Genomic DNA, 26,566 nt, shown 5'->3' with positions numbered 1-26,566 from the left:
TATGAGCCGTATTGCAACCGTAATCTGCGCGGCCGTGGCGCTGGCCGCAGGCGGCTATTGGCTGACCCAATCGCCAAGCACCGTGCCTGTGCCACAACTGGTCGGCAGCGCCGAAGCGCAAAACGCCGATCTGGACACCTCGACCATCGTCGAGATGGTGCAGGGGGCCGAGGATGCACCGGTCGAGATCATCGAATACGCGTCCTATACCTGCCCGCACTGCGCGAACTTCCATCAGGGGCCGTACAAGCAGCTCAAGAAGGAATACATCGACACCGGCAAGGTCAAGTTCATCTACCGCGAGGTCTATTTCGACCGCTACGGCATCTGGGCGTCGATGGTGGCGCGCTGTGGTGGCCCCGAAAAGTTCTTTGGCATCACTGACCTGATCTATCAGGGCCAGTCCGAATGGACACGCGCCGGCGGCCCGGCCGAGATCGTGGAAGAACTGCGCAAGATCGGCCGTCTGGCCGGGCTGAGCAACGATCAGCTGGAAGCCTGCCTGCAGGACGGCACCAAGGCGCAGACCCTCGTCGCCTGGTACCAGAAAAACGCCGAGAAAGACGGTATCCAGGCCACCCCGTCCTTTGTCGTCAACGGCAAGAAGGTCGACAACCAGTCCTATGACGAGTTCAAGGCGCTGATCGAAAAGGAACTGGGCAACTGATGACCGGGCCTCTGGCCGGTCTCAAGGTTGTCGAACTGGCGCGCATTCTGGCTGGCCCCTGGGCCGGCCAGACCTTTGCCGATCTGGGCGCCGAGGTCATCAAGGTGGAATCCCCGGCCGGCGACGACACCCGCGCCTGGGGTCCGCCCTTCGTGACCCGCGATCAGGATGTCTCGGCGGCCTATTACCATTCGACCAATCGCGGAAAGGCGTCTGTGATCGCCGATTTCTCGACCCCCGAAGGGCAGCAGAAGGTGCGCGCGCTGGTCGCTGACGCCGATGTGGTGATCGAGAATTTCAAGGTCGGCGGGCTGAAGAAGTACGGGCTGGACTTTGACAACCTCAGCCAGTTGAACCCGCGCCTCGTCTATTGCTCCATCACCGGGTTCGGGCAGACCGGGCCATATGCGCATCGGGCCGGGTATGATTTCATCATCCAGGGCATGTCCGGGCTGATGTCCGTGACCGGAGAGCCCGACGGCCAGCCGCAGAAGGCAGGCGTGGCGATCACCGACGTGTTCACCGGCATTTATGCGGTGGCCGGGGTTCTGGCCGCCTTGCACCAGCGCCAGCGCACAGGGCGTGGGCAGCATGTGGACATGGCCCTTCTGGATGTGGCCGTGGCGGTCACGGCAAACCAGGCGCTGAACTATCTGACCACGGGTCAAGTGCCGCAGCGCATGGGCAACGCGCATGTGAACCTGGCGCCCTACCAGGTGTTCGACTGTGCCGACGGTTACATCATCATCGCCACCGGTAATGACCGGCAATATCAGCGCCTGTGCCGGGTGTTGAACCTGCCCGACATGGCCGAGGCGCCCGAATACCTGCACAACAAGGACCGGCTGGCCAATCGCCGCACCCTGATTGCACGGCTGAACGGGGCCACGGCGACCTGGGCCAAAGCCGACCTGCTGGCCGCCTGCGAGGCGCAGGGCATCCCCGCCGGGCCGATCAATACGCTGGACGAGGTCATGGCCGATCCGCAGGTGATCGCGCGCGGCATGCAGATCGACCTGGACGGGGTGCCGGGGATTCGCGCGCCGTTTGTCTTTTCGGATGCCGATCTGAACCTGTCGCGCCCCGCCCCGAAACTGGGCGAAGACGACTAGGGCGGCGGCGCGGCCGTCAGCAACCGTTGTCGCACGTCGTCGGCCTGATCCACCTGCAAGCGCACCGGCAGGGTGATGACCTTGCTGCGGAAGGCGGGCGGCAGGCGCACGGCGTCTTTCTCGGTGGTGACCATCTGCGCGCCCAGCAGCCGCGCCTCGTTTTCCAACCGGGTCATCAGGGCCGGCGTCAGCGGCTGGTGATCATCCAGCGCCTCGGCCCGCAGCAGGCGCGCACCCTGTTGGCGCAGGGTCTGAAAGAACTTCTCGGGGTGGCCGATACCGGCAAAGGCCAGAACCGGAGTTTCGCTCCAGTCCATCCCGGTTTGCAGCGCCGTGACCTGACCGGTTGCGTGCGCAACGCCCAGCTTGTCGCCCCATAGCTGCGCGAACCGCTCCTGCGCGGCCGAGTCGCCCAGCGACAGCACCAGATCGGCCCGTTGCAGCCCCACGTCGACCGGTTCGCGCAGCGGTCCGGCCGGCAGGCACAAGCCGTTGCCAAAGCCGCGGGCCGCATCCACCACGATGATCGAGAATGTCTTGGCCACCGAGGGGTTCTGGAACCCGTCGTCCAGCACGATCACGGTAGCGCCGTTCTCGACGGCGGCGCGGGCGCCGGCGGCACGGTCCTTGGCGACCCAGACCTCGGCGAAGGCCGCCAGCAACAATGGCTCGTCTCCGACCTGCGCCGCCGTGTGTCGGACCGGGTCGACCCGAACCGGCCCCTCAAGCGATCCGCCATGGCCGCGGGTGACCACATGCGGCGTGTGATACGCGTCGCGCAGCTGTTCAAGAACCCAGATCGCCGTCGGCGTTTTTCCGGTGCCGCCAGCATTCAGGTTGCCGACGCAGATCACGGGCACACCCGGATCAAACTCGGGCCCCGACGCCACCCGCCGGGCCGTTGCCCGCGCATAGACGCGGCCCAGCGGCGCCAGCAGCCTTGCGCGCAGGCCGGGGTGGTCCGGCGCGTTGTTCCAGAATTCAGGCGCCCTCATGTTCCGCTCCGTGCTGGTCCAGATGTTCCTGTACCATGTCGATCAGAGTATCCACCTGGGGCGCGCTCTCGGTCACCAGTTGCCAACCGGCAAGGGCCATGTTCGCGGCCAGGTCCGGGGCCAGCAATTCAACGACAGTGTCGCCCAGTTCGGTGGCGGTGCGAATCTCTCGAGCGGCTCCTACACCATCAAGCGCGTCATACAGGGCCTTGTGGCCGCTCACGTCTGGTCCATGGATCAGGGCCGAGCCCAGGGCTGCGGCCGCGATCGGGTCATGCCCGCCTATTCCCGACTCGAGCGTGCTGCCCATGAACGTCACCGGAGAGACGCGATACCAAAGGCCAAGGGCCTCGGGGTCCGACGCAAGGATGACCTGGGTCATGTCTTCGATCATGTCCCCATCTTCCCAGTTGGCACAGCGCAGGTCCATCGTTTCCAGCCTTTTGCGCAGGGGCGCCGCCTCGGACATGTCCGCGACATGCAGGATCAGTGCCAGCCTCGGCAGCATCCGCATGGCCTGCCGATGTGCGCTGAGAACCGAGATGAATTCCTTGGCGTCGACCCACGCCGCCAGCCAGACCGGCCGCCCTGCCAACGCATGGTTCGTCTCGATCAGTTCGTCCTCGGGCCAAGGGCGAAGGGTGGGGCTGATACTGAGCGGCGGAAACAGCGCCACCTTCGAAGCCGGGACGCCCAGACGTCGGATTTGCCGGGCTGCATCCTCGGACGTGACGTGGATCGCACGGAAGCAGTCAAAGGTATAGCGGTTGATGTCCGGCAGCCATTTCCCGACAAAGGCAACACGAACGTCGTTCTCGCCTTCAAGCAGGACCATGGGTATACCGCGTTCGGCCGCGCGGGTGATCACGTTGGGCATCAGGCCGCCGCCGACCCACAGCCCCATGTCGGGCTGCCAGTGCTCCAGAAATCCACGCGCCGCGCCGGTTTTTTCGTCAGGCAGCGGAACCAATTCCATGTCGCAGCCTGCCCAGCGTGTCAGGTCAGCGTCAGGTGGGACGGTCAACAGAATCGACAGCCCTGGCCGGGACTGCTGCAGCCGCTTGCAAAAGTCGTTCACCGCGCGCAGGCGCTGTTCGTTGGCAACATGAATCCAAAGCAACTCACCCGCGGGGCGAGGCGGTGTGTTGTATCCGGGGGGCTTGGGTACACCCCAGGACAACGCGCGATAGGCCGCCAGGCTGAGGGATCGCGGTTTGCTCATGCCCGGTGCCCCTGAATTGGCTGATCCAGTCGGCCCATCAGCACCTTATGCAATTCGGACCCGGCGCCAACAACACCGTTCAGCCGTGGGTTGGGGTTGTTGAACCGCAAAGTGCGCCCGGTACGGTCTGTACAGGTGCCGCCTGCTTCGCGCAGGATCAGGTCTCCGGCCGCGATGTCCCATTCCCAGCTTGGGCGCAAGGTCAGCATCCCGTCGAACCTGCCCTGTGCGACCAGTGCCATTCGGTAGGCCAGCGACGGGCGATAGGCCCGACGGAAGATCGGCGCGACCCCGTCCTGCCAATGATCCGGTTTCAGGTTCGGTTTTGCGGCCAGAACCTCGGCTTCGGCCTCTGTGGCCGCCGCGGTCACCCGGATCGGCTGACCGTTCAGGGTTGCCCCCTGTCCCCGCGCAGCAGCAAAAAGCATGTCGCGCATCGGCAGGTAGATCACGCCGGCAATGACCTGTCCGTGATCGGCGACCGCCAATGAATGCGCCCAGGTGCGCGACCCTTCGGCAAAGCTGCGGGTGCCGTCGATCGGGTCGATGATGAACACCCGGTCACGGGTCAACCGGTCCTGATTGTCCTCGGTCTCCTCGCTCAGCCAGCCATATCCGGGCCGCGCGCTGGGCAGGCGTTGTTCCAGCATCGCGTTGACGGCCAGATCAGCCTCGGTCACCGGCCCGGCGCCCTTGGGTTTGTCCCAGCTCTGCATCTCGCGGCCCGCATAGGCGACGGCAATCCGGCCGGCCTCACGTGCGGCGTCGATCAGCAGGGACAGGTCAGTTTCCGGCAAGTGTCATCCCTTCGATCAGAAGCGAGGGCACAACCCGGGACAGATAGGTACGCGCGTCATTGGCCGGGATGATCCGCATCAGCATGTCCCGCAGGTTTCCGGCAATGGTGCATTCGTTGACCGGGTGCGAGATCTCGCCGTTTTCGACCCAGAAACCCGACGCACCGCGTGAGTAATCGCCGGTATTGGGGTTGATGGTGGAACCGATCATCGAAGTCACCAGCAATCCCGTTCCCATGTCGCGAAGCAGGTCGTCGCGGCTGGATTCACCCTGGGTCAGGCTCAGGTTCCAGTTGCTGGGAGATGGAGGACCGGACACGCCACGGGCGGCGTTCCCGGTGGAATTCATGCCCAGTTTGCGCGCGCTTGAAAGATCCAGGGTCCATCCGGTCAGCACGCCGTTTTCGACGATCATCCGGCGCGCGGTCGGCAATCCTTCGGCATCAAACGGGCGCGATCCCGCAATTCTGGGGCGATGGGGGTCTTCGATCAGCGACAGATGTGCAGGCAGCACCCGCTGGCCCAGGCTGTCCTTGAGCCAGGAGGCACCGCGGGCCACCGCCGCGCCGTTGCTGGCCGCCAGAAGATGCCCGATCAATGAGGACGAGATCCGCTCCTCGAACAATACCGGGAAACGCCCTGTTTCCGGCTTTCGGGCGCCCACTCGCTGCACGGCACGCTCGCCCGCGATCCGGCCGATCTCGTCGGGGCTGCGCAGGTCGGACTGAAAGCTGCGGCTGTCTCCGTCATAGTCGCGTTCCATCCCGGTGCCTTCGCCCGAGATCGCCACGCATGAAACCGAGCGGCTGCTGCGCGCATAGCCACCGGAAAATCCATTTGTCGCGGACAGATGAACCCGGTGGGTGCCATAGGATGCCGCCGCATCAGATACCTGGGTAACACCTTCCACCGCCAGGGCCGCAGCCTCGGCGGTCAGCGCGTCATGCATCAGAGCGTCTGCTGAAGGTTCGGGCGTGGGGTCAAAAAGCTCCAAGGAGTCAACGGAAAAATCGCCGGCCAGTTGTTCCGGATCTGCCAGACCGGCAAATGGATCCTCGGGCGCTTCGCGCGCCATGGCCACGGCCCGTTCGGCCATGGCGGCAAGCGTTTCGGGACGACTGTCCGAGCCTGACACGATGGCCTGCTGCTTGCCGATGAAAACACGCAACCCCACGTCGGTGCTTTCGGCGCGTTCGGCGTGCTCCAAAGCGCCGCCACGCACCTCGACCGAGACCGAGGATCCGTCGATCACGATCGTGTCGGCCGCTTCGGCTCCGGCCTTGCGGGCCAGGTCCAGCATTTCGTGGCTGATTGCTTCGGGTGATCGGGTCATGGTGCCTCCAATTGATTGTATTGGACCTAGCCTTGGTCAACCCGCCTCGCAAGCCCTTGGATGTATCCAATGCGTCACGGATGGTGACGGCACGTTCGGAAATCGGGGTCTAGGGAAATAGATCCCGCTGGGAAGGGCCGCAGCTGCAGGGTAAGCTGACTGCAGAGAAAGACCGGTCGCCCGGCGGCACTGAAATTTGAGGTATGAGGTTTGGCGCGCTTCTATGTGGTTGAGTTTGACGAGCCCGGCGTCCTGGCCAAGGGCAAAGGGTCCCGCAACATCATCGTGCGCCTGACTCGGGTGATGGGTAAGCTGGGCGTTCCCTCCGAGGTTTTGCCCTTCGCCGAATTGATGGCACGCGGTGCGATCGACGACCCGCAGAGTTACGTTCTGCTTCACTAAAACGAGCTGTTTGTCGTTCAGAACGAAAAAGTTGACTGGCTGCGTGCGCGGGAATCTGAAATCGAGGCACTGGGCCACAGGATTTTGCACTCGGTCGAACATGGCCGCGTCGTCGGGCACAAGATCCGTCAGAACAAGGTTCTGACAGCGGCAGGGGTTCCAATGCCCCGGCTTATCGAGACAGGGTCTTCGTTTGAAACTGCGTTCTCGAACAAAGTTTCGAACGCTCATGTTCCGGTTCAGCTTGTCGGGAATGCCGCAGAGTTGGACCCGGATCGTTACAACACCGAGTATGTCGATTGTCGTCACGCGTATGAAGGTGAGATGTGGCACGTCTGCATTCGTGCGCAAGCGGTGGGCGACCAGGTTCTGTTTTCGTGGGTTAGAGCGGGGCCGCAGCCAAACGTTCGAACTCGTGGAACGCCCCTCGACGCCAAGCTCTTGAACCATTTCCATTCCAAGCTGGTTGTTCCGAACACCGATCAGATCAGGGAAATTGCGAGCGCGGTAAAAAAGGCGGTCGGCGTCGGTTTCTTTGCGCATGACATTTTACCATGCGCAAAGACGGGCCGACTTTTTCTGTGCGAAACCAACTACAAATTCTACGAGGGCTTCTATCGTTTCTACATGAAGCCGATTGCAAAAGACCTGCCCAATCAGGCCTTTTTTGATGGGCGCAAAGTCACGCGTCGGATGGCCCGGGCTTTGGTGCAGGAACTTGATTTGAATACCTGAAAAGCCCGAGATTGCATCGGACCAAAGAAAAAGGGCGCGGAACACCGCGCCCTTGGTCGAAGGTCAGGCCAAGCGAGCTTACTTGATCCGTTGACCATTGGCCAAAATCTGGCCGTCCTTGGTGAACTCGATCTTGGAGTTCAGCGTGTCTGGCTGGTCGCCGGGAACAGCCATCATCCCCATCATCATGCGCGCACCCATGGCGTCGTTCTCGGACATGAACCCCATTCCGATCAGCTTGTCGATCAGGGCGTTGGCACCCACCAGCTGGAGGTTTGCCTCACCCGCCGGTGCCGGAACGCCTCCGAACTCTTCGGTGTTTGAGTTGTCGAAGGTGAAATCACCGGTTCCGGTCAGCTTGGCGCCTACCATCGAGACCAGCAGTTCATTGATTTTGAGCGAATGCAGTTCGGCCGGAACTTCGTCCGAGCCTTCCAATGCTTCGGCAACTTCCGGGTCCAAGAAGTTCAGGAGGACCTTTGCGGTGCCAGTCGCATCCAGCGCGATCGTGGCTGGATCGCGTGGCAACGCGCCTGCGGGGTCGAACATGCTCCACAGAATGTCGGACATGGTGAAGTCTGTCAGGTTCATCGCAAAGCCGAACGGCTCAACCTCTTCGGATGCCTGGATGGGTGCCTCGAGTTTCAGACCGGCCTTCGCCATTGCAATCTCGATGGGAAACGGCAGGTCTGCCGTGGTTACTTCGAGCTTTGCATTGTTCTGTTCGACGTCATACGCCAGACGCTCGGCGTCGATACTGGCACCGAAGCGGCCACCGTCCGAACTGCTGGCCATCGAGAAAGCCTCGCCCTCGCTGGTGCCTGCGATGCTGGTTTGGCCGGCGCCGTAGGTGAAGATCCCGTCAAAGGCAAAACCAGCCTCATATGCGCCTTCCACGTCCGCCAGGCTGAAGCCTTCGGGGATAACGTTCTTGCCTTCAAACTCCAGCTGGTCGAGCTTGCCGTTGATGCGTGCATCTTCGCCCGTTTCCGGGTCTTGGAAATTCAGGTCATAGGTCAGGTTTGCCGCGGTGAAATTCTGGTCGACCTTGCGGCCCTCTCCGATCTGCATTCGGGATGCACCGGCCAGGTTGATCATCTCAAAACCCAGATCCAGCGCGTCGTCGGGCATCGCTTCGCCATCGACCATGATGTTGTCGAGCGCCAGCGCCAGCTTGCTGGCAGAGTAGTCATAGGTCATGTCGTCGGGCGACCCCGAAACCAGCATTTTCAACCCGGTCTGCGAGTACAGGATATCCACCGAGAATTCTTCCTCCTCGGCCTGGCCGGATACCGTCATGGGGAAGCTTTCGGGGAATTCGATGCTGACCGTTCCGTCGCCGTTTTCCGTCAGGGTCATTTCCGGAACGACCATGTCGAACGAGCCTTCTCCCTCGGGAAGGTCCATCTTCATGGTCATGTTCGTGATGGTGGTGACGTCGCCAGAGGTGTTCTGCTCTCCGGTGATGGTGTACCCCATGCTGCCCATGTAGGCCTGCCAATCCGACCAGACATCGTTGGCGGACAGATCGGCAAAAGCGCCTTGGGTTGCAACGGCATAGGCCAGCGCGGCACCGCAGCTGCGGCGGAAGAAAACGGACATTAGGGAACCCTTCTCGGTAAAAATTGCGCGCATGGTCGTGGTTGTCGCGGCTGCCGTCAAGGGGCAAGGGCTGGACGATTTCCCCGTTTGCGCGGTACCACTTTACCCGATTTCAATCCAAAAGGATTACAGGATGCACATGAAGGGCAAAACAGTACTGATCACCGGAGCCAGCCGCGGCATCGGCGCCGAAGCAGGGCGCGTATTTGCCGCAGCCGGCGCCAATGTCGCGCTGGTAGCGCGCAGCCATGATCAGATCGATGCATTGGCCGCGGCACTGGGTGAGAACGCCATCGCGCTGTCCTGCGACGTCAGCGATTTTGCGCAGGTGGAACAAGCGGTTGCGGATTGCGCCGACCGCTTTGGCCGCGTGGACGTGCTGATCGGCAATGCGGGTGTGATCGATCCGATTTTTCACCTGTCAAATGCCGATCCAGCAGCCTGGAGCAAGGCCATCGACATCAACCTCAAAGGTGTGTTCCACGGGATGCGCGCGGTTCTGCCGCTGATGCGGGCGGCCAGCGGCGGGACGGTCCTGACCGTTTCCTCCGGAGCCGCCTCGAACCCGGTCGAGGCCTGGAGCCACTACTGCGCGTCCAAGGCCGGGGCGAAAATGCTGACCGAATGTCTGCATTTGGAAGAGGCGCATCACGGCATACGTGCCATGGGTCTGTCCCCGGGCACGGTGGCGACCGACATGCAGCGGGTCATCAAGGCCAGCGGCATCAACCCGGTCAGCCAGTTGGACTGGGACGATCACATCCCGGCCGACTGGCCGGCGCGGGCGCTGCTGTGGATGTGCTCGGAAGATGCGGACGAGTTTCTGGGAACCGAGATTTCGCTGCGCCGTGATGACATTCGCCAGAGGATCGGCCTGACGTGATCGACCTGACCCAGCAGGACGGTCTGTGGACGGTCACGATCAACAACCCCGGCAAGGCCAATGCCCTGACCGGGGCCATGTTGTCGGACCTGCTGCAGATCGCGGAAGCGGCCCAAGAGGCGCGCGCCCTGATCCTGACCGGAGCGGGCAAGGTGTTCAGTGCCGGCGCCGATCTGGACGAGGCGCGGGCAGGCCTTGCGACCTCGGACCTGTGGGAGCGTTTGTCCGGAGCCATCGCGGCGCTGCCCTGCCTGACCGTCGCTGCGTTGAACGGCACCATGGCGGGCGGGGCCAACGGTATGGCTTTGGCCTGTGACCTGCGCATCGCGGTGCCCACGGCCAAGGTCTTCTACCCGGTCATGCGGTTGGGGTTCCTGCCGCAGCCATCGGACGTGAAACGCATGCGGGCGCTGATCGGCCCCGCCCGGACCAAGTTGATCCTGATGGCAGGCCAGAAGGTCACGGCGGACGAAGCGCTTGCCTTTGGCCTGGTGGACCGGGTGGTCGCTCCGGAAGATCTGATGCAGACCGCGCGGGACCTGGTTGCGGACAGCCTAGCCGCTGATCCGCAGACGGCGGCCGGTATCGCCGGGATGTGCGTATGAGGATCGCTGCCCTTCGCCTGCGTGTGGCTGATCCCGCACGGCTGGCCGAGTTCTACAAGGTAAACTTCGGCATGGTCGTTCGTGCCGAGGGAGATGCGCGGCGAGTGGGCTATCCGGGGCCCAGCGCCGACCTTCTGCTGTTGCCCGAAGGCGGCGGATACGCCCACGACCGGGGTCAGAGATACTGGAAGATCGGCATCACCTTGCCAGATCTCGATCAAGCGGCGGAATGGCTTCGGCGCGCTGGCATCAACGTCAGCCGTCCGGCCCAGTTTCGAGATATCGGTTACATGTGCCACCTCTCGGACCCCGAAGGCTTCTCGATCGAGCTTCTTCAGCATGATTTTGAGGGGAAGCGGCCCAAAAAGCAGCGGGATGAGAACCCGTTCGGACAGGCCGCCGTGGGCCAGATCACTCTGCGGACCGGCGACATTTCGGCAGAGGATGCGTTTTGCAGGGATTTGGGCCTGCGCCTGCTTTCCATGCAGGACGTGGCCTCGCACGGGTTTGATCTGCATTTCTATGCCTTCACGACCGAGGTGCCGCCGGACCCTGATCTCTGGGCGGTCGCAAATCGCGAATGGCTGTGGAAACGTCCCTATACCACTCTGGAATATCAGCATATTCCCGATGCGCGGATCGTTCCCGCGCCAGACTTTCTGGGCATCGAGGTCGAGGGCCTGTCTGCAACGGAAACAGACCCGATGGGTGACCCGTTCCTGCCAGCCTGATCAATGGCCGCGGCGTCGGCCCGGGACTTTGGATTGAAATCCAGGCGGACGTTTGCGTACCCAGTCCAGAAATCGGTTCAGCCGGGGATGCGTGCGCAGGCTTTCGACAGTGTTGAAGTCTCGCGCAAGCTCGGCTTCGGTCAGGGTGGCGTGCACCTCCTTGTGGCAGATCTTGTGCAGCAGAACCGTGGGACCGCCCTTGCCACCTTTGAGTTTTGGGATCAGATGGTGCAGGCTGCCGGTCCCGTTCGGGATCGGGCGGTTGCAGAGCGGGCAGATCGGATCGCTGTTCGTCATCACCGGAACACAGTCGCGGCTGAACGCAAGTGAGGCAAGAGGGCAGATATGGCACAGGCAGTGGTGATCGGGGCAGGCCCCGCCGGGCTGATGGCCGCCGAAGAACTTGCCGGGGCCGGGCACAATGTGCTGGTTGCCGAGGCCAAACCCTCGGTGGCCCGCAAATTCCTGATGGCGGGGAAGTCCGGTCTGAACCTGACAAAGGACGAGCCGTTTGACCGCCTGATTTCGGCCTACGGCGATGCGGCGGACTGGTTGCACCCAATGATTGCCGCCTTCGATGCGCAGAGCGTGCAAAGCTGGGCGCGGGACTTGGGTCAAGATCTGTTCACGGGGTCCACAGGGCGGGTATTTCCCAAATCAAAAAAAGCTTCGCCATTGCTGCGCGCCTGGCTGGCGCGGCTGGAAGAGATGCGGGTCGAGATCCGTACCCGTTGGCGCTGGCTGGGTTGGGACGGCCCCGCGCTGGTCTTTGATACGCCGGCAGGTCGGCAGAAAGTGGTTGCTGACGTCACGGTTCTGGCGCTTGGCGGTTCCAGCTGGGCGCGTCTGGGGTCGGATGGCGCCTGGGCGCCGGCTCTGGCCGATGCCGGGGTTCCGCTGTTCCCTTTTGCACCATCGAACGCCGCACTGTCCGTCGAATGGAGCCCCCATATGGCCGCGTATTTCGGTCAGGCGCTGAAATCTGTTCGGTGGCGCGCGGGCAACCTTGCCAGCCGTGGCGAGGCGGTCATTTCAGACAAAGGTCTGGAAGGGGGCGGTCTTTACCCGCTGACACCCGCGCTTCGGCAGGGTGCTGATCTGTATGTGGACCTCGTGCCGGACCGCACGATCCAGGATCTGTCCAGGCGTTTGTCGACAGCTGCCCAGAAAACCACATTGACGCGTTGGTTGAAGAACGGCCTGCGCCTGCCGCCGCCAAAGATCGCCTTGTTCCACGAAATGACACACGGGCAGAATCTGCGCCGGGATGATTGGGTCAAGACTTTGAAGGCTTTGCCTGTTCGCAACGCAGGCTTGCGCCCGCTGGACGAAGCCATTTCAACCGCAGGCGGGGTTGCGAGAAGCGGGCTGGACTCGGGGCTGATGCTGAAAGCCAAGCCCGGCGTGTTTTGCGCAGGCGAGATGCTGGACTGGGAAGCCCCGACCGGTGGCTATCTGCTGACCGCATGCCTGGCGACCGGTCGTTGGGCGGGGCGCTCGGCTGCAGAATGGGCCGGGCTGTCCCAAGCGGATTAGGCGGATTTGGCCATTTCACCCAGTTTCTTGTAGGCCGGACGCTCGCGAACGCGCTTGCCGTAGGCTTTCAGGCTGTCTGAATTCATCGGGAATCCAGCCGACTTTGCCCAGCTCATGCAGTGAACGCACAGGATGTCCGCGATCGTCATCTGCTCGCCCTGAAGGAATGGCCCTTTGAATCGCTGTCCCATGTGTTGAAAGCTGCGGTCAAACTCCCACTGGGCGGTTTCGACGACTTGTGGAACGCGTTTGTCCTTGGGCAGAATGAACATATGGCGGGCGGCCAGCCACAGCGGAGCATCGAATTCTTCCAACAGCGCGTGCAACAACGAATCCTGCTCGGCCCGTTCCGGGGTGCCGGCGGGGTAGGTGAAGGCCCTGTGCTTGTCCGCCAGATAAGTCATGATCGCCGCGCTGTCCGAAATGACTGCATCACCATCTTGCAGGACAGGAATCTTGCCCGTGCCGTTCAGGTCCAGAACGCGCGGGTCGTGCGGGCCCGCATCGATCCACTCATAGTCCTGCCCCAGTTCCTCCAATAGCCAGATCACCCGAGAGGCACGACTCTGGATGCGCCCGTAGATCTTGTACATGTCATGCTCCTGCGTGGTTGCTCTGGCGTCAGGGTGGGGGACTGCGCCGCCGCGTCAAGTCGGACGCGCCGTCAGTTCAATTCAGCGTGACCGCGCCAGCATGGCCAGCCGGATCAGAGCGCGCTCGACCAGGGCCATGGCCGGGGCAGTCTGCCCTGCCGACCGGAGAGACAGATCCGTATCCGTCAGCACGGTCAAAGCCGTCTGCAGCTTGTGCGCGCCCCAAGTCTGCGCCTGCCGAAGGATGCGGTCACGCCGCTTGCCATAAACCGGCGGCCGGAGTTTGCCGATCCCTTGCGCTGCGCCACCGGGGTCCGAGGCGCAGGCATAGAGCGTGCGAAAATGGCGGGTCGCGCCGATGCACAGGGACACCGCATTTGTTCCCTGCGCCTGCAACCGCCGGATCAGGGGCCCGATTTCACCGGATCGGCCTTCGGCAACGACGTTGAGAACGTCATCCAGGGCCGCCTCATTGGATTGCGGCGCGCAGGCCTCGATGTCTTCGACGGCAACGTCTGAGGCATCACCGCGTTTGTACAGAGACAGCTTTTCAACGGTTTGCGCAAAGTCGCCCGGGCTGAGTTCGGTGGCCAGATCGCTGAGCACGGACATCGCGTCACGGGGAACGCTCGCAAGTCCGGCTTGGGCCAGAACACGCTCGATCTCCGCGCGCGACGGTGGATCGTCATAGATCCCGACCGCATAGGCGGCCCGATGGCCTTCGAACGCTTTGCGCAGCTTCGAGCTGGCCTTGAGCTGCCCGGCGGTCACAATGATCTGAGCGTCGCCTGGCGCCCAATCCTCGAGCGCGGCGGTGATCGCCGGGGTTGCGGCGTCGGTTGCATCCTCGACGAATACGGCGCGCGCGCCGGGAAAGAACCCGACAGCCTTCACGGCATCCAGCAGAAGGGCAGGATCCGCCCGCAGATCCGAGGCCGGAAGACGGGTCAGGCGCATTTCCTCTTCGGCACCCGGGCCCAACAGCGCGGCCAATACCTGCTGGCGCTTGAGCGCGACGCGCATCGCGTCGGCGCCGTAGATCAACAATCCCGTCTTGTCGGGGTCAGGTTTGGCGAAATACCCCTCGGCGTCGCGCGGGGACAGCTTCATGAAGCCAGGCCCGGTGCGGAATACAGGCGCGTGACGATCTGATCGGACAGGATGACCATCAGCCTCTCTTTGGCATCCCGTTCATCAGCGAGCGTGGAAACGGTGGACCCCGCGGCGGAGTAGCCTACGAAATCGGCCACAGTGCCGGACACAAGGATCTGGCCCGTTTCATTGGATCTCAGCGTATAGCTGGCGCGCCCGTCAATCGAATACCGGTTGGTCTCGTTCGAGGTCGTGATGGCGGCCCCGCGGGTCACCGTAGAGACCTGCACATTCAGGCTGTAATCCTTGGCTGAACTGACGCTGCGCCCGAGGGACTGCTCCAGATTCTGCACCAGAAGGTAGCTTTCGACCGAATCTGGTGCTGACACGGCGACCTTGCCGTATAATTCGCTGCCAGCGCCGCCCGGGGCATAAACCGGCTGGAACCCACAAGCGGGCGCCACGGTCAACGCCGCCAACGAAAGCAGCAGGTTTCTGCGGTCAAACAACGACATTCACGATCCGGCCCGGAACAACGATCACCTTTTTCGGAGCAGCGCCATCCAGCGCCTTCTGCACAGCTTCGGTGCTGAGCGCGATTCTTTCAACCTGCGTCTTGTCCAGATCCTTGGCCACGCTGATTTCGGCACGGCGCTTCCCGTTGATCTGGATGGGCAGGGTGACGGTATCATCGACCAGCATCGACTCGTCCGCCACCGGCCAGGGCGCCAGCGCCACGAGCCCTTCGCCGCCCAGCATCTGCCACAGCTCTTCGGACAGGTGCGGCGTCATCGGCGACATCAGCTGCGCCAGCGTCTTGGCCGCCTGCCGCTTGGCCTGCGCGCCCGCCTTGGATTTGGCCAGCGTGTTGGTAAAGGCATAGAGCTTGGCGATCGAGGCGTTGAAGCCGAAGGATTCGACCCCGCCGGTCACGTCATGGATGGTCTTGTGCATCTCGCGCAGCAGCGCTTCGTCCTCGGCATTGGCCGGGGCGTCGGACGCGGCGATCTCGGACACGATGCGGTGCACGCGGCTGAGGTGCTTGTGCGCGGCCTCGGCGCCGGCGGCGGTCCATTCCACGTCACGCTCGGGCGGCGAATCGGACAGAACGAACCAGCGCGCGGTGTCCGCCCCGAAGGCCGAGATGATGCTGACCGGGTCGACCACGTTCTTCTTCGATTTCGACATCTTGGCCGAGGGGATGATCTCGACCGGCTCGCCCGTCGCCTTCAGCTTGCCGTCCTCGACCTCTTCGGGAAGGTGATAGACCGGGCGGCCTTTGTCGTCGCGGGTCTGATAGATTTCATGGGTGACCATGCCCTGGGTGAACAACGCGTCGAACGGCTCGATCGCCTTTTTGGGCAGATGCCCCGTCAGATGCATGGCCCGGGCGAAGAACCGCGAGTACAGCAGATGCAGGATCGCGTGTTCGATGCCGCCGATATACTGGTCCACGTTCATCCAGTACCCGGCTTCGGCCAGATCGGTCGGCGTTTCCGCCCGCGGGGCGGTGAAACGGGCGAAATACCACGACGAATCGACAAACGTGTCCATCGTGTCGGTTTCGCGCCTGGCCGGTTTGCCGCAGGACGGGCAGGCACAGTCCCGCCAGGTCGGGTGACGATCCAGCGGGTTGCCCGGTTTGTCGAAGGTGACATCGTCGGGCAGGCGAATCGGCAGGTTTTCCTTCTTTTCGGGCACCACGCCGCAATCGTCGCAATGTACCACCGGGATCGGACAGCCCCAGTAGCGCTGGCGCGACAGGCCCCAATCGCGCAGGCGGTACTTCGTCACGCCTTTGCCCCAGTCGGCCTTCTCGGCAAAGTCGATAGTCGCGTCGATGGCTTCCTGTCCGGTGGCCTCGGTCAGACCGGCGAAATGGTTGACCCAGCGCACCTTCTGCTCTTTCGGCGGGACGAAGGCGATCTTGTCCACCGGCGTATCGTCATCCAGGGCAAAGAAGGTGTCGATTACCGGCAGGTCGTATTTGCGGCAGAAATCCAGGTCGCGCTGGTCATGCGCGGGGCAGGCAAAGATCGCGCCGGTGCCGTAATCCATAAGGATGAAATTCGCGATCCAGACCGGCAGTTCCCAGTTCGGGTCCAGCGGGTGTTTGACGCGGATGCCGGTGTCGAAACCCAGCTTCTCGCCGGTCTCGATGGCCTCTTCCGTGGTGCCGCCCTTGCGGCATTCGGCAACGAATTCAGCGACTTCGGGGTTCTCGGCCTCAAGCTGCTTGGCTATCGGGTGATCGGGCGAGATACCCACGAAAGACGCCCCCAACAGCGTGTCCGGCCGCGTGGTATAGACGGTGATGGGTGCACTGTCGTCGGTGCGCTCGAAGGAAAACTCCAGACCGCGCGACTTGCCTATCCAGTTTTCCTGCATCAGCCGCACCTTGGCGGGCCAATTGTCGAGCGTATCCAGCGCATCAAGAAGCTCTTCCGAAAACTCGGAGATCTTGAAGAACCACTGGGTCAGCTCGCGCCGCTCCACCAATGCGCCCGAGCGCCAGCCGCGGCCGTTTTCGACTTGTTCATTGGCCAGAACTGTCATGTCCACCGGGTCCCAGTTGACCACGGCGTTCTTGCGATAGACCAGCCCCGCATCCAGCATGTCGAGGAATAGCGCCTGCTGCTGGCCATAATATTCCGGGTCGCAGGTCGCGAATTCGCGCGACCAGTCGATCGACAGGCCCAGCGGCTTCATCTGCGCGCGCATGTCGGCGATGTTGCCATAGGTCCAGTCCTTGGGATGGCCGCCGATGGCCATGGCCGCGTTTTCCGCCGGCATCCCGAAAGCATCCCAGCCCATCGGGTGCAGAACGTTGTGCCCGGTGCTCAGCTTGTGGCGCGCGATCACGTCACCCATGGTGTAGTTGCGCACATGCCCCATGTGGATGCGCCCCGACGGATAGGGGAACATTTCCAGCACATAGTATTTCGGCTTGTCCGCCGTCCGTTTGGCGGTGAAGATCCCGGCCTTGTCCCAGGCCTCTTGCCATTTTGCTTCGATTTCGTTGGCCGAGTAACGCGACATCATGCGGTCCTTCGTGAATGAAAACGCCGGGCAGGGGCCCGGCGTGGTAATATTGTGATTTTCTGCGGGTTGCTAGAGCTTGTTGTCCGCGATCCGCAGCTGGCGCGCCCGCGAAAGAATCGCATCTTCGACCGCACGCGTGGTCGCCGCGCTGACCGGAGCGCCTCCGCTGGTCTGCAGCGCCACCGACAGGGACCGCGCCGCCAGGGCCGGATCACTGATGTGCACCGTTGCCCGATAGGACCGCCCGCCGCCCGGTGGCTTGCCGTAACCCGTTATGATCACGCCGGTAAACGGATCCACCTCCTGCACCGGCAAAAAGCTGAGAACATCCAGCGACGCCGCCCACAGATAGCGGTTCACATTGGTGGCCTGTTCCGAGTTGTTGGGGCCGAACACATCCCAGATGGTCGAGCGATTCGGATCATTGAGCTCGCGGGCTTCACTAGAAGTGCCATCCACATTCAAGTACTTTTCATTCGGAGGCGCGCCACGATTCTGCCCGCACGCAGAAACGGAGGCAGTCAAAACGGTCAAACCCAAAATCATTAGCAGGCGCATCGTCGGCAGGTCCTGTTTTCACATGTTTTGCTTTGCTAGGAGATACTCCTAGACAACGTACTGTGCTGCAACAACCCTATTCTTGGCTTACGTACCAGTGTCACTGGAAAATCGGGGCGAATTCGACTGTGGCATCCTTGCACCAATTTGGGGCCAAAGAACCAAAGCTGTCCAAGGCATGCTTGCGCAACAGGGGCAAAAAGAGCGAAACGGTCTGCGTGCTGAGACATATGCAGCAGGTATGTGTCGAGTAGAAATTATTGAAACCGAGGGAAACAAGATGAAAAAAGTTCTCTTCGCATCGACCGCACTGATCGCAACCGCATCGGTTGCCGCGGCCGAAGTTAAGTTCAGCGGTTATGGCCGCTTTGGTATCAGCTACCAAGAAGACAACAGCGTTAAAACAACAGTGCAGTTTACCAACACTAGCACGACAACTGGTGTTACGCTGACCACAGCTAGTGGGGCAACAATCACTGGTGTGACCACCACGACGACTTCGGTGACCGGCCAAGCAGTTTTGGACCGCCCGGTTGAAGAGACCATCCTGGTCTCCCGCTTCCGTCTGAACATCGACGGCATCGCGGAAACCGATGGTGGCGTCCGCTTTGAAGCTCGTGTTCGTTTGCAGGCTGATGATACCAACGATGGTGAAGCTGGTGAAGCAGGCCTGAACGGTGCGCGCTTCTCGGTCATCTACGGCGGTCTGCGTGTTGACGCTGGTAACATTGCTGGCTCATTCGACAACTTGGCAAACTACTACGGTAACGAGCCGGGGCTGGAAAACTTCATTGGCCAGTATGCAGCAGTTGATTACGACTTCGCAGCATACACGTCGACCGGTGCTGGCGTGAATGGTGTGTTCTTCCAGTACGCTGTTGGCGACTTCGCCTTTGGTGCGTCCTATGATCAAGGTGCCGACTCATGGTCCGCTCCGGGTGGTGTGCTAACCGAAACAAAAGGTCTGGACCGCTGGGATATCAGTGCAACCTACACCTTTAGCAACATCACTGCCGCTATTGCGTACGGCCAAACTGAAGCTGCGCCTGGCGGCGAGAAAGACACCTTGACCGTTCTGACTTTGGGCGGCGAGTGGGGTGACTTCTCGGGCACTCTGTTTGTTGCAGATGACGACGTTGCGGATGCTTCCAAGAACGGCACTGCATATGGCTTGTCGGCGGCCTATAATCTGGGTGCTGCAACTACCTTGACCTTCGCCTACGGCGACGGCTCGGCTGATGACGACAAGCAGGCGTATGGCATTGGCGCGATTTACGATCTGGGCGGCGGAGCATCCCTGCGCGGTGGTATTGGCCAAACCAAAGTTGGCGACGGCGACAGCAAGCTGCGGGCTGACTTCGGTGCTCAGTTCAACTTCTAAGTTGATCTGAACCGCAAGGTTTGAGGGCGGGTCTTCGGACCCGCCCTTTTCTTTTGTGCTGACATGGTGTTTTTCTGCGGACAAATGGAAACAGAGGGAATCCATGTCGCTGCAAGAAATCACCGCTCGCATCGCCAAGGCCGAAGCCGCAGCCGGCCGCCCCAAGGGCTCGGTCCGGCTGATTGCCGTATCCAAGGTGCAGCCCAACGATCGGGTCGAGGCCGTGTTGAAGCAGGGTCACCGGTGTTTTGGTGAAAACCGGGTGCAGGAGGTCGCCGGCAAGTGGCCCGCCTTTCGTGAAAGCTATCCCGATATTGATCTGCATCTGATTGGTCCGCTGCAAACCAACAAGGCGCGGCAGGCGATGGAGCTGTGCAACGCGATCCACTCGGTCGACCGTCCCAAACTGGCCAAAACCCTTGCGCGGCTGGCGCAAGAACTGGGGCAGTGTCCTGATCTGTTCATTCAGGTGAATACCGGCGAAGAGGCCCAGAAAGCCGGGGTTATGCCCGCCGAGGCCGATGATTTTGTCGCCGAATGTCGATCACTTGACCTGCCGGTGCGTGGGTTGATGTGCATTCCGCCCGTCGACGAGGAGCCCGCGCTGCATTTTGCTTTGCTGGCTAAGATCGCGGGCAGGAACGGGCTGGATGGCCTGTCCATGGGGATGAGCAGCGATTTTGAAACCGCGATCGCGCTGGGTGCAACTCATGTCCGGGTGGGGTCGGCCATCTTTGGTGACCGGGTCAAATCCGCGGAATGATGATCCGGGTTCCGGGTGCGACGCGCCGCGCGATCCAGTGCAGATGGTCGCGCCGGAACGCCACGCAGCCTTCGGTAGGATAACCCGGTCTGCGCCACTGATGCAGAAAGATCGCTGATCCGCTGCCCGGTGTGGCGACGGGCCAATTCCAATCGGTAATCAGCACCAGATCGTACAGCGGGTCAGCCCGACGCAGGCGTTCGTGACTGCATGGATAGGGCGCCCGAACGTGTTGGTTGTAGTCCTGATCCCTATCGTCATCCGACCACAGATCGCCCGGCCCGATGGGCAAAGCCCACGGGGCGGGAGGCGCAATCCGATCCGGGCGGTACAGCATTCCGACAATGTGGTGGTGCCCTGTGGGGGTGGCCCCGTCGCCCTCGCGCTTGTGGTTGCTCAGGCCACCTTTGCCGATGGTGCAGGGAAACCTGCGGCCGAAGAACCGCACTCCGGTCGGCGTTACCACCAGATCAAGAGGGCTCACAGCAGGTGGCCCGATTTCGAGGCCTTGGTCGCCAGATAGGCCCGGTTGTGGGCAGTTTCCCCGACCTTCAGCGGCACACGCTCGGTAACGGCAATACCGGTCCGTTCCATCATTGCGATCTTGGCCGGGTTGTTGGTCAGCAACCGGACCGAGCTGAACCCGAGCGATTTCAGGATGTCCGATCCAAGGCGGAAATCGCGCTCGTCATCTTCAAACCCAAGCCGGTGGTTGGCTTCGACGGTGTCGAAGCCCTGATCCTGCAGGAAATAGGCGCGCATTTTGTTGGCCAGGCCGATCCCGCGACCTTCCTGGTTGAGATACAGCAGAATCCCATGCCCCTCGGCCCCCATCTGGGCCAGGGCACCGCGCAGTTGCGGGCCGCAGTCGCATTTCAGGCTGCCCATCAGATCACCGGTAAAACAGGCGGAATGCAACCGAGCCAGAACAGGTTTCGAGCGATCCGGGCGGCCGATTTCGATGGCATAGTGCTCCTCGCCACCGTCCTCTGGGCGGAAGACGTGCAGACGACCGGCCTCGGACACCTCCATCGGCAGGCGCGCGGCGACCACCTCGTGCAAGGGGCTGCGATCGGCCAGATGCGGCGCGGCGCGTGTGTGGTCGATGCAGGTCAGACCGTGTGTCGCCGAAAAGGCCTGGCCGTTTTCGACTGCAACCACCACCGCGGCGGGCAGCAGGCGGGCGGATTTGGTCAGTGCGATTGCGATGCGATGCAGGTGTGCATTGCCCTGGCGCTGAGTCATCAAGGGCCCCTTCATCGGGGCATTCAGGTCATCGGACGGGTCTGCAACCGCCTGCACCCACCCCAGATCAGCCTCGGCCGGAATCACGACCCGAGCAAGATCACCGTCATAGGCGCGGGCTTTGAGCGTTTCGGCCCGTCGTCCGGTGATGGCAACCACAGGCGTGTCGCCCAGACCCCTCAGGTCCGCCAGACGCTGCGGGTTGAGTGTCTCTGCGGCGACGGCGACAACGCTGAAATCCCCGTCATCCGTCAGCACGACCGGAACGCCCATCCGAAGGTCGGCACGCGCCCGGGCCAGCAACTCGGCGATGTCTGGAATGAGACTCATTGATGTTATCCTGTAACGTTCGACCCTCGTCCTAGCCCGTTCGAAAGGAAATGTGAAACATTTCCGGCCCACCAGACACGAGGGCGTGAGAGCATTGCAGCAAAACTTGTTGATTGCATCTTCCACGCTCAAGTGTTGCAAAAGGTTTAGGAGGACCGGGACATGGCGCAACTCAAGAAAATCCTGCTGGTCGATGACGATGAAGACCTGCGCGAGGCGCTCAGCGAGCAGTTGGTGATGACCGAGGACTTTGATGTATTCGAAGCCTCCGACGGCCAATCCGCGATGGAGCGGGCGCGCGAAGCCATCTATGACCTTGTGATCCTGGATGTGGGTTTGCCCGACACGGATGGGCGCGAGCTGTGCCGCCTGATGCGCAAGCAGGGGGTCAAAAGCCCGATCCTGATGCTGACCGGCCATGACAGCGATGCCGATACGATCCTGGGGTTGGATGCGGGTGCCAACGACTATGTTTCAAAGCCGTTCAAGTTCCCGGTGCTTCTGGCCCGGATCCGTGCGCAGCTGCGCCAGCACGAACAGTCTGAAGATGCCGTTTTTGTCCTGGGGCCGTACACCTTCAAGCCGGCGATGAAGATGTTGATCACCGAGGACGACCGCAAGATTCGGCTGACGGAGAAGGAAACCAACATTCTCAAGTTCCTGTATCGCTCGACCGACGGCGTGGTGGCGCGCGATGTGCTGCTGCACGAGGTCTGGGGCTACAACGCCGGTGTAACCACACATACGCTGGAAACGCACATCTACCGCCTGCGTCAGAAAATCGAGCCCGATCCCTCCAATGCGCGCCTTTTGGTCACAGAATCTGGTGGATATCGACTGGTGTCGTAACCATAGGTGGATTGATGTGGATCAAAGTGATACTCTGCAGGCATCTTTAGGATAATCCCATCCCGTGCATGTCCGGGTCATGACATGTACCTCCCTGTTGGACTGCCGGGCCTTTGGCCCGGCTTTTTTTCGGATGGCACCCCGGCACCTGCCGCGCTAGTTTGCCCGAGTCGCGACAAGGGAACCCCGATCATGCCTTTCACTCTGGCCACCTGGAACATCAATTCCGTTCGCCTGCGCGAGCCCATCGTGCTGAAGCTGCTGCAGGAAGAAGCGCCGGACGTGCTCTGCCTGCAAGAGTGCAAATCGCCGGTCGACAAGATCCCGACAGAGGGATTCGCGGAACTGGGCTACACCCACATGATCGCCCGCGGTCAGAAGGGCTATAACGGCGTGGCCATCCTGTCGCGCCTGCCGATCACGGATCTGGGCGATCAGGACTTTGCCGGGCTGGGCCATGCCCGGCATGTGGCGGGGCGATTGGAAAACGGGGTGATCATCCACAATTTCTACGTCCCGGCAGGCGGCGACGTTCCCGATCGCGAGGTGAACGAGAAATTTGGCCAGAAGCTGGATTACCTGACCGACATGCGCGACTGGTTCCACGCCGAAAAGCCGCAGAAATCCATTCTGGTCGGTGACCTGAACATCGCCCCGCGCGAGGATGACGTGTGGTCGCACAAGCAACTGCTCAAGGTCGTGTCGCACACGCCGATCGAGGTCGAGCAATTGGCCGAGACGCAGGATGCGGGCGGCTGGGTCGATATCACCCGGCAGGACATCCCCGAGGGACAGCTCTACAGCTGGTGGTCCTATCGCGCCCGCGACTGGGATGCGGCTGACAAAGGGCGGCGCCTGGATCACGTCTGGGCGACGCCTGATATCTCGAACGCCGGCCATTCCAGCCGCGTCCTGCGTGACGCGCGCGGCTGGGAGAAGCCCAGCGACCACGCGCCCGTCTTTGCCAGTTTCGATCTTTGATCGGTGCGGGATTCCGCAACTCGGCCCTTGGTTTCCCGGTCGGCTGGTTGCATATAAGGCCCAAGACTGAATCCGGAGAGTGAATGCCATGGAACTTCTGAACGGCGCAGGCAGCCCCGCAGCCACCGATCTGATCAAAGACGGAACCGAGGCCACTTTCATGGCCGATGTCGTCGAGGCATCGCAGGAATTGCCCATTATCGTCGACTTCTGGGCGCCCTGGTGCGGTCCGTGCAAGACCTTGGGTCCGGCCTTGGAAGAGGCCGTGACCGCGGCCAAGGGCGCGGTCAAGATGGTGAAAATCAACGTGGACGAGGCGCAGATGATCGCCTCGCAATTGCGTATCCAGTCGATTCCGACCGTCTATGCCTTCTTCAAGGGGCAGCCGGTTGACGGATTCCAAGGCGCATTGCCAGGATCGGAGATCAAGGCCTTTATCGACCGTGTGATCGAGGCTGCCGGGGGCCAGAGCCCGGGCGGCCAGCTGGACGAGGCCGTGGAGGCCGCCGAAGAGATGCTGAATGATGGCGCGGCAGTGGATGCGGCCCAGACCTTTGCCGCCATTCTTGGCGAAGACCCCAAACATGCCGCGGCCTATGGCGGCCTGGTGCGGGCGCATATCGCGATGGGTGACCTTGATCAGGCCGAGGCGATCCTGAACGGCGCTCCGGCCGAGATTTCAACGACGGCCGAGTTGGAAGCTGCCCACGCGCAGCTGGAACTGGCCAAGCAGGCCGCAAATGCCGGGCCGGTGGCCGAGTTGACGGCAGCGGTCGAAGCAGATCCCGACAACCATCAGGCTCGGTTCGACCTGGCGCAGGCGCTCTATGCCAACGGCAAGGCAGCCGAGGCGGTTGACCAGCTTCTCGAGCTGTTTCGCCGCGATCGGGAATGGAATGATGGCGCAGCCAAGGCACAGCTGTTCACCATCTTTGATGCGCTCAAGGCCAATGACCCGATCGTTTTGAACGGTCGCCGCAAACTCAGCTCGATGATATTTGCCTAACCGCGCATCAGAGCTAGAATCGGAAACATGATGCATCCCGCCGATCTGCCGGACACGTTGTCCGTGTTTCCTCTGCCCGGGGCGCTGTTGCTGCCCCGGTCACGCCTGCCGCTGCATATTTTCGAGCCTCGCTACCTGCAAATGCTGGATGACGCCTTGAAAACCAAAGAGCGGTTGGTCGGCATGGTCCAGCCGAACCCTTGTCAGAACGACGACACCAAATTGCATCGGATCGGATGCGCCGGACGTGTCACGCAGTTTTCCGAGACCGAAGACGGGCGCTATCTGATCACTCTGTCCGGTGTATCCCGGTTTCGCATCCAATCCGAAATGGATGGTTTCACCCCGTATCGTCGCTGCGCCGTTACCTGGGACGGGTTCGACCGCGATCTGGGCAAAGGGGAAATTGACGATACGTTCGACCGGTCCGGTTTCCTGCGTCTGCTGGGGAGTTACTTTTCCGCCCGCCAACTGTCGACCGATTGGGAGTCACTGAACGAGGCGGATGACGAATTGCTGGTCAATTCCCTGTCTATGCTTCTGGACTTCGACCCTGAGGACAAGCAGGCCCTGCTTGAGGCGCCCTGTCTGCGCACCCGGCGCGAAACGCTTGTCACACTGATCGAATTCTCGCTGCGCGGGGGTTCAAACGAGGAACAACTGCAATGACTGAAACGGAACCGGGATTCGACCGCCACATGCTCGAGGCGCTGATCTGCCCACAGACTCATACCACGCTGGAATATGACGCCGAGCGGCAGGAGTTGGTCTCGAAAGCCGCTGGTCTGGCTTTTCCCATCCGCAACGGGATTCCGGTGATGCTGGTAGATGAGGCGCGCAAGCTCGACTAGATCGGGCGGCCCTGCAGCAGCTTGGGCAGGTCGCCTGTCAAACCGGCGGCCTCGCGCACGAAGCCGCGGCGCAGACCGGGCAGGGAGCCCACGATGCCCATTCCGATCTCGCGCCCCAGCCGCAGTATCGGATTGTCGTTCGAAAACAGCTTGTTGAACACATCCGTCGCCATTGCCAGGGCCGCCGTGTCAAAGCGGCGCCATTCCTGATAGCGCTCCAGAACCAGCACCGAGCCGATGTCCTCGCCGCGTCGCCCGGCCAGCGTCAGCACCTCGGCCAGAGCGCCGACGTCGCGCAGCCCGGCGTTCAGCCCCTGACCGGCGATCGGGTGCATGCCATGGGCCGCATCACCCACCAGCGCCAGCCGCTCGGCGATGAAGGAATTGGCGATGGTCAGGTTCAGCGGATAGGTGAACCGGTCGCCCTGCAGGCGGATGTCACCCAGAAAATCGCCGAATCTGGGCCGCAGAACTTGAAGGTACTCGGCCTCGTCCAGCGCGTTGATGCGCTGCGCGGTGTCAGAGCGTTCGCTCCAGACGATCGAGCTGCGATTGCCGGTCAGCGGCAGGATCGCCAGCGGGCCGGGGGGCATGAAGAACTGATGTGCGATGCCGTGATGGGGCAGGTCGTGTTCGATGGCGCAGACCAGCGCGGTCTGGCCGTAGTCCCATCCGGTCCGCTTGATCCCGGCGCGGGCGGCGGTGCCGCTGCGGCGGCCGTCACACCCCACCAGAAGCCGACCGGACAGCGCCGATCCGTCATCCAGCGTCACGGTCACGCCACCAGGCCCGGTTTCCTGCGCAACCACGGTTTTGCCATCGACCCGAGTGATCGCCGGTTCTGCCTCCATCGCCGCAAGAAACGCGCGCCGCAGGTGACGGTCCTCGACCATATAGCCCATCGGGCCTTCCTCGATCTCGGCATGGTCGAAATGCATGAAAAACGGCGACGGGCCAGCGCCCGCATGGCCATCGGTGACCTTGATCTCCAACATCGGCTGGGCGTGGTCCGCGACCCGCTCCCAAATGCCGATCGCGGCCAGCAACCGTTGCGAGGCCAGCGCCAGCGCATAGGCACGCCCGTCGAATGCCGCGTTCTTGCGCACCTTCTCGGCCAGCGCGTCGATCACGGTGACGCTGTGCCCGGTCTGCGCCAGCGCCAGCGCCAGGGCGGGGCCGTTCAGCCCGCCGCCCACGATCACGATATCGGAAACCTGTGTCATGCGGTGCAATATGCGCGCCCTTTCGGGATTGT

Annotated in this window: 29 protein-coding genes; 15 read left to right on the top strand and 14 right to left on the bottom strand. The window is 62.2% G+C overall.

The window, feature by feature from the left end; translation table 11 throughout:
- Position 1: 1 nt before the first annotated feature.
- Positions 2-667: a DsbA family protein gene (locus ACR3EK_RS13690; RefSeq protein WP_170360782.1), complete on the top strand. Its 666-nt coding sequence runs from the start codon at positions 2-4 to the stop codon at positions 665-667.
- Positions 667-1,779 (top strand): CaiB/BaiF CoA transferase family protein, encoded by a 1,113-nt coding sequence (locus ACR3EK_RS13685; RefSeq protein WP_170360785.1) that lies wholly within the window; start codon positions 667-669, stop codon positions 1,777-1,779. The genes ACR3EK_RS13690 and ACR3EK_RS13685 overlap by 1 nt, the downstream gene beginning before the upstream one ends.
- Here ACR3EK_RS13685 and lpxK read toward each other — a convergent pair.
- From lpxK to ACR3EK_RS13665, 4 genes are read right to left on the bottom strand one after another with little or no spacing between them, the layout of a single operon-like run.
- Entirely contained in the window at positions 1,776-2,774 is a 999-nt protein-coding gene (lpxK, locus tag ACR3EK_RS13680; protein ID WP_480633635.1) for a tetraacyldisaccharide 4'-kinase, read from the bottom strand. The two genes, ACR3EK_RS13685 and lpxK, sit on opposite strands and share 4 nt — an antisense overlap.
- Positions 2,761-3,996, bottom strand: a complete 1,236-nt coding sequence (locus ACR3EK_RS13675; RefSeq protein WP_170420009.1) for a 3-deoxy-D-manno-octulosonic acid transferase — start codon at positions 3,994-3,996, stop codon at positions 2,761-2,763. Before ACR3EK_RS13675 ends, lpxK begins: the two co-directional genes overlap by 14 nt.
- Positions 3,993-4,793, bottom strand: coding sequence for a 3'(2'),5'-bisphosphate nucleotidase CysQ (locus tag ACR3EK_RS13670; protein ID WP_480633634.1), 801 nt, complete (start codon positions 4,791-4,793; stop codon positions 3,993-3,995). The genes ACR3EK_RS13675 and ACR3EK_RS13670 overlap by 4 nt, the downstream gene beginning before the upstream one ends.
- Positions 4,780-6,126, bottom strand: coding sequence for a TldD/PmbA family protein (locus tag ACR3EK_RS13665; RefSeq protein ID WP_480633633.1), 1,347 nt, complete (start codon positions 6,124-6,126; stop codon positions 4,780-4,782). Before ACR3EK_RS13665 ends, ACR3EK_RS13670 begins: the two co-directional genes overlap by 14 nt.
- 210 nt (positions 6,127-6,336) lie before the next feature.
- On the opposite strand from ACR3EK_RS13665, the gene ACR3EK_RS13660 reads away from it, so the two are divergent.
- Positions 6,337-6,528, top strand: coding sequence for a hypothetical protein (locus ACR3EK_RS13660; protein ID WP_480633632.1), 192 nt, complete (start codon positions 6,337-6,339; stop codon positions 6,526-6,528).
- A 162-nt stretch (positions 6,529-6,690) separates the two neighbouring features.
- Positions 6,691-7,263, top strand: coding sequence for a hypothetical protein (locus ACR3EK_RS13655; RefSeq protein WP_480633631.1), 573 nt, complete (start codon positions 6,691-6,693; stop codon positions 7,261-7,263).
- Positions 7,264-7,341: 78 nt separating this feature from the next.
- Here ACR3EK_RS13655 and ACR3EK_RS13650 read toward each other — a convergent pair whose 3' ends face one another.
- Positions 7,342-8,865: a DUF2125 domain-containing protein gene (locus ACR3EK_RS13650; protein WP_222457603.1), complete on the bottom strand. Its 1,524-nt coding sequence runs from the start codon at positions 8,863-8,865 to the stop codon at positions 7,342-7,344.
- Between the two features lie 133 nt (positions 8,866-8,998).
- On the opposite strand from ACR3EK_RS13650, the gene ACR3EK_RS13645 reads away from it, so the two are divergent.
- The 3 genes from ACR3EK_RS13645 to ACR3EK_RS13635 are packed head-to-tail and all read left to right on the top strand — an operon-like array spanning position 8,999 to position 11,084.
- Positions 8,999-9,748 carry an SDR family oxidoreductase gene (locus ACR3EK_RS13645; protein WP_170420014.1) on the top strand — a complete coding sequence of 250 codons (750 nt, stop codon included), beginning with the start codon at positions 8,999-9,001 and terminating at the stop codon, positions 9,746-9,748.
- A complete protein-coding gene (locus ACR3EK_RS13640; protein WP_480633630.1) occupies positions 9,745-10,353 on the top strand; it encodes an enoyl-CoA hydratase/isomerase family protein in 609 nt (202 codons plus the stop codon). Before ACR3EK_RS13645 ends, ACR3EK_RS13640 begins: the two co-directional genes overlap by 4 nt.
- The gene (locus ACR3EK_RS13635) at positions 10,350-11,084 is read left to right on the top strand and encodes a VOC family protein (RefSeq protein WP_480633629.1); all 735 of its coding nucleotides are present in this window, start codon (positions 10,350-10,352) and stop codon (positions 11,082-11,084) included. The genes ACR3EK_RS13640 and ACR3EK_RS13635 overlap by 4 nt, the downstream gene beginning before the upstream one ends.
- Here the strand turns inward: ACR3EK_RS13635 and ACR3EK_RS13630 are convergent, their stop codons facing one another.
- A complete protein-coding gene (locus ACR3EK_RS13630) occupies positions 11,085-11,381 on the bottom strand; it encodes an HNH endonuclease (RefSeq protein WP_170582585.1) in 297 nt (98 codons plus the stop codon).
- Positions 11,382-11,429: 48 nt separating this feature from the next.
- Here ACR3EK_RS13630 and ACR3EK_RS13625 point away from each other — a divergent pair, with 48 nt between their 5' ends.
- Positions 11,430-12,620, top strand: coding sequence for a TIGR03862 family flavoprotein (locus ACR3EK_RS13625; protein ID WP_480633628.1), 1,191 nt, complete (start codon positions 11,430-11,432; stop codon positions 12,618-12,620).
- On the opposite strand, the gene ACR3EK_RS13620 is transcribed toward ACR3EK_RS13625, so the two are convergent.
- The 5 genes from ACR3EK_RS13620 to ACR3EK_RS13600 form a co-directional block, all read right to left on the bottom strand.
- Positions 12,617-13,213 carry a glutathione S-transferase family protein gene (locus ACR3EK_RS13620; RefSeq protein ID WP_170529704.1) on the bottom strand — a complete coding sequence of 199 codons (597 nt, stop codon included), beginning with the start codon at positions 13,211-13,213 and terminating at the stop codon, positions 12,617-12,619. The two genes, ACR3EK_RS13625 and ACR3EK_RS13620, sit on opposite strands and share 4 nt — an antisense overlap.
- A gap of 81 nt (positions 13,214-13,294) precedes the next feature.
- Positions 13,295-14,323, bottom strand: a complete 1,029-nt coding sequence (holA, locus tag ACR3EK_RS13615) for a DNA polymerase III subunit delta (RefSeq protein ID WP_170342235.1) — start codon at positions 14,321-14,323, stop codon at positions 13,295-13,297.
- On the bottom strand, positions 14,320-14,820 hold the full coding sequence (lptE, locus tag ACR3EK_RS13610) for an LPS assembly lipoprotein LptE (protein WP_170342238.1): 501 nt from the start codon (positions 14,818-14,820) through the stop codon (positions 14,320-14,322). The genes holA and lptE overlap by 4 nt, the downstream gene beginning before the upstream one ends.
- On the bottom strand, positions 14,807-17,344 hold the full coding sequence (leuS, locus tag ACR3EK_RS13605) for a leucine--tRNA ligase (RefSeq protein WP_480633627.1): 2,538 nt from the start codon (positions 17,342-17,344) through the stop codon (positions 14,807-14,809). Before leuS ends, lptE begins: the two co-directional genes overlap by 14 nt.
- Positions 17,345-17,416: 72 nt before the next feature.
- Positions 17,417-17,905: a DUF3576 domain-containing protein gene (locus tag ACR3EK_RS13600; protein WP_170588615.1), complete on the bottom strand. Its 489-nt coding sequence runs from the start codon at positions 17,903-17,905 to the stop codon at positions 17,417-17,419.
- Positions 17,906-18,185: 280 nt separating this feature from the next.
- On the opposite strand from ACR3EK_RS13600, the gene ACR3EK_RS13595 reads away from it, so the two are divergent.
- The gene (locus ACR3EK_RS13595) at positions 18,186-19,286 is read left to right on the top strand and encodes a porin (RefSeq protein WP_480634026.1); all 1,101 of its coding nucleotides are present in this window, start codon (positions 18,186-18,188) and stop codon (positions 19,284-19,286) included.
- A 103-nt stretch (positions 19,287-19,389) separates the two neighbouring features.
- Positions 19,390-20,049, top strand: coding sequence for a YggS family pyridoxal phosphate-dependent enzyme (locus ACR3EK_RS13590; RefSeq protein ID WP_480633626.1), 660 nt, complete (start codon positions 19,390-19,392; stop codon positions 20,047-20,049).
- Here the strand turns inward: ACR3EK_RS13590 and ACR3EK_RS13585 are convergent.
- Both ACR3EK_RS13585 and ribA read right to left on the bottom strand, forming a co-directional pair.
- A complete protein-coding gene (locus tag ACR3EK_RS13585; RefSeq protein WP_170420021.1) occupies positions 20,033-20,533 on the bottom strand; it encodes a L,D-transpeptidase family protein in 501 nt (166 codons plus the stop codon). The two genes, ACR3EK_RS13590 and ACR3EK_RS13585, sit on opposite strands and share 17 nt — an antisense overlap.
- The gene (ribA, locus tag ACR3EK_RS13580) at positions 20,530-21,624 is read right to left on the bottom strand and encodes a GTP cyclohydrolase II (RefSeq protein ID WP_480633625.1); all 1,095 of its coding nucleotides are present in this window, start codon (positions 21,622-21,624) and stop codon (positions 20,530-20,532) included. The genes ACR3EK_RS13585 and ribA overlap by 4 nt, the downstream gene beginning before the upstream one ends.
- Before the next feature lie 162 nt (positions 21,625-21,786).
- Here ribA and ACR3EK_RS13575 point away from each other — a divergent pair, with 162 nt between their 5' ends.
- The 5 genes from ACR3EK_RS13575 to ACR3EK_RS13555 all read left to right on the top strand — a co-directional run bounded on the left by ACR3EK_RS13575 (position 21,787) and on the right by ACR3EK_RS13555 (position 25,311).
- Positions 21,787-22,473 (top strand): response regulator transcription factor, encoded by a 687-nt coding sequence (locus tag ACR3EK_RS13575; protein WP_093964262.1) that lies wholly within the window; start codon positions 21,787-21,789, stop codon positions 22,471-22,473.
- Between the two features lie 192 nt (positions 22,474-22,665).
- Complete coding sequence (locus tag ACR3EK_RS13570; protein WP_260063608.1) at positions 22,666-23,454, top strand: exodeoxyribonuclease III; 789 nt, start codon at positions 22,666-22,668, stop codon at positions 23,452-23,454.
- Between the two features lie 88 nt (positions 23,455-23,542).
- Positions 23,543-24,460, top strand: coding sequence for a thioredoxin family protein (locus ACR3EK_RS13565; RefSeq protein ID WP_170341311.1), 918 nt, complete (start codon positions 23,543-23,545; stop codon positions 24,458-24,460).
- 27 nt (positions 24,461-24,487) lie between these two features.
- Positions 24,488-25,129, top strand: a complete 642-nt coding sequence (locus tag ACR3EK_RS13560; RefSeq protein ID WP_480633624.1) for an LON peptidase substrate-binding domain-containing protein — start codon at positions 24,488-24,490, stop codon at positions 25,127-25,129.
- Positions 25,126-25,311: a Trm112 family protein gene (locus ACR3EK_RS13555; protein ID WP_093964266.1), complete on the top strand. Its 186-nt coding sequence runs from the start codon at positions 25,126-25,128 to the stop codon at positions 25,309-25,311. Before ACR3EK_RS13560 ends, ACR3EK_RS13555 begins: the two co-directional genes overlap by 4 nt.
- On the opposite strand, the gene ACR3EK_RS13550 is transcribed toward ACR3EK_RS13555, so the two are convergent.
- Positions 25,308-26,534, bottom strand: a complete 1,227-nt coding sequence (locus tag ACR3EK_RS13550; protein ID WP_480633623.1) for an FAD-dependent monooxygenase — start codon at positions 26,532-26,534, stop codon at positions 25,308-25,310. The genes ACR3EK_RS13555 and ACR3EK_RS13550 overlap by 4 nt on opposite strands.
- Between the last annotated feature and the right edge of the window lie 32 nt (positions 26,535-26,566).

This window comes from Ruegeria sp. BC8, from assembly GCF_056535705.1.
The sequence above is the reverse complement of the archived record's forward strand: the minus strand, read 5'-3'. Positions and strand labels throughout refer to the sequence as shown.

Coding starts and splice junctions, on each gene's coding strand:
- ACR3EK_RS13690 (WP_170360782.1), top strand. CDS start 2: ATGAGCCGTATTGCAACCGTAATCTGCGCGGCCGTGGCGCTGGCCGCA.
- ACR3EK_RS13685 (WP_170360785.1), top strand. CDS start 667: ATGACCGGGCCTCTGGCCGGTCTCAAGGTTGTCGAACTGGCGCGCATT.
- lpxK (WP_480633635.1), bottom strand. CDS start 2,774: ATGAGGGCGCCTGAATTCTGGAACAACGCGCCGGACCACCCCGGCCTG.
- ACR3EK_RS13675 (WP_170420009.1), bottom strand. CDS start 3,996: ATGAGCAAACCGCGATCCCTCAGCCTGGCGGCCTATCGCGCGTTGTCC.
- ACR3EK_RS13665 (WP_480633633.1), bottom strand. CDS start 6,126: ATGACCCGATCACCCGAAGCAATCAGCCACGAAATGCTGGACCTGGCC.
- ACR3EK_RS13655 (WP_480633631.1), top strand. CDS start 6,691: ATGCCCCGGCTTATCGAGACAGGGTCTTCGTTTGAAACTGCGTTCTCG.
- ACR3EK_RS13650 (WP_222457603.1), bottom strand. CDS start 8,865: ATGTCCGTTTTCTTCCGCCGCAGCTGCGGTGCCGCGCTGGCCTATGCC.
- ACR3EK_RS13645 (WP_170420014.1), top strand. CDS start 8,999: ATGCACATGAAGGGCAAAACAGTACTGATCACCGGAGCCAGCCGCGGC.
- ACR3EK_RS13635 (WP_480633629.1), top strand. CDS start 10,350: ATGAGGATCGCTGCCCTTCGCCTGCGTGTGGCTGATCCCGCACGGCTG.
- ACR3EK_RS13630 (WP_170582585.1), bottom strand. CDS start 11,381: ATGACGAACAGCGATCCGATCTGCCCGCTCTGCAACCGCCCGATCCCG.
- ACR3EK_RS13625 (WP_480633628.1), top strand. CDS start 11,430: ATGGCACAGGCAGTGGTGATCGGGGCAGGCCCCGCCGGGCTGATGGCC.
- ACR3EK_RS13620 (WP_170529704.1), bottom strand. CDS start 13,213: ATGTACAAGATCTACGGGCGCATCCAGAGTCGTGCCTCTCGGGTGATC.
- holA (WP_170342235.1), bottom strand. CDS start 14,323: ATGAAGCTGTCCCCGCGCGACGCCGAGGGGTATTTCGCCAAACCTGAC.
- lptE (WP_170342238.1), bottom strand. CDS start 14,820: ATGTCGTTGTTTGACCGCAGAAACCTGCTGCTTTCGTTGGCGGCGTTG.
- leuS (WP_480633627.1), bottom strand. CDS start 17,344: ATGTCGCGTTACTCGGCCAACGAAATCGAAGCAAAATGGCAAGAGGCC.
- ACR3EK_RS13600 (WP_170588615.1), bottom strand. CDS start 17,905: ATGCGCCTGCTAATGATTTTGGGTTTGACCGTTTTGACTGCCTCCGTT.
- ACR3EK_RS13595 (WP_480634026.1), top strand. CDS start 18,186: ATGAAAAAAGTTCTCTTCGCATCGACCGCACTGATCGCAACCGCATCG.
- ACR3EK_RS13590 (WP_480633626.1), top strand. CDS start 19,390: ATGTCGCTGCAAGAAATCACCGCTCGCATCGCCAAGGCCGAAGCCGCA.
- ribA (WP_480633625.1), bottom strand. CDS start 21,624: ATGAGTCTCATTCCAGACATCGCCGAGTTGCTGGCCCGGGCGCGTGCC.
- ACR3EK_RS13575 (WP_093964262.1), top strand. CDS start 21,787: ATGGCGCAACTCAAGAAAATCCTGCTGGTCGATGACGATGAAGACCTG.
- ACR3EK_RS13570 (WP_260063608.1), top strand. CDS start 22,666: ATGCCTTTCACTCTGGCCACCTGGAACATCAATTCCGTTCGCCTGCGC.
- ACR3EK_RS13565 (WP_170341311.1), top strand. CDS start 23,543: ATGGAACTTCTGAACGGCGCAGGCAGCCCCGCAGCCACCGATCTGATC.
- ACR3EK_RS13560 (WP_480633624.1), top strand. CDS start 24,488: ATGATGCATCCCGCCGATCTGCCGGACACGTTGTCCGTGTTTCCTCTG.
- ACR3EK_RS13555 (WP_093964266.1), top strand. CDS start 25,126: ATGACTGAAACGGAACCGGGATTCGACCGCCACATGCTCGAGGCGCTG.
- ACR3EK_RS13550 (WP_480633623.1), bottom strand. CDS start 26,534: ATGACACAGGTTTCCGATATCGTGATCGTGGGCGGCGGGCTGAACGGC.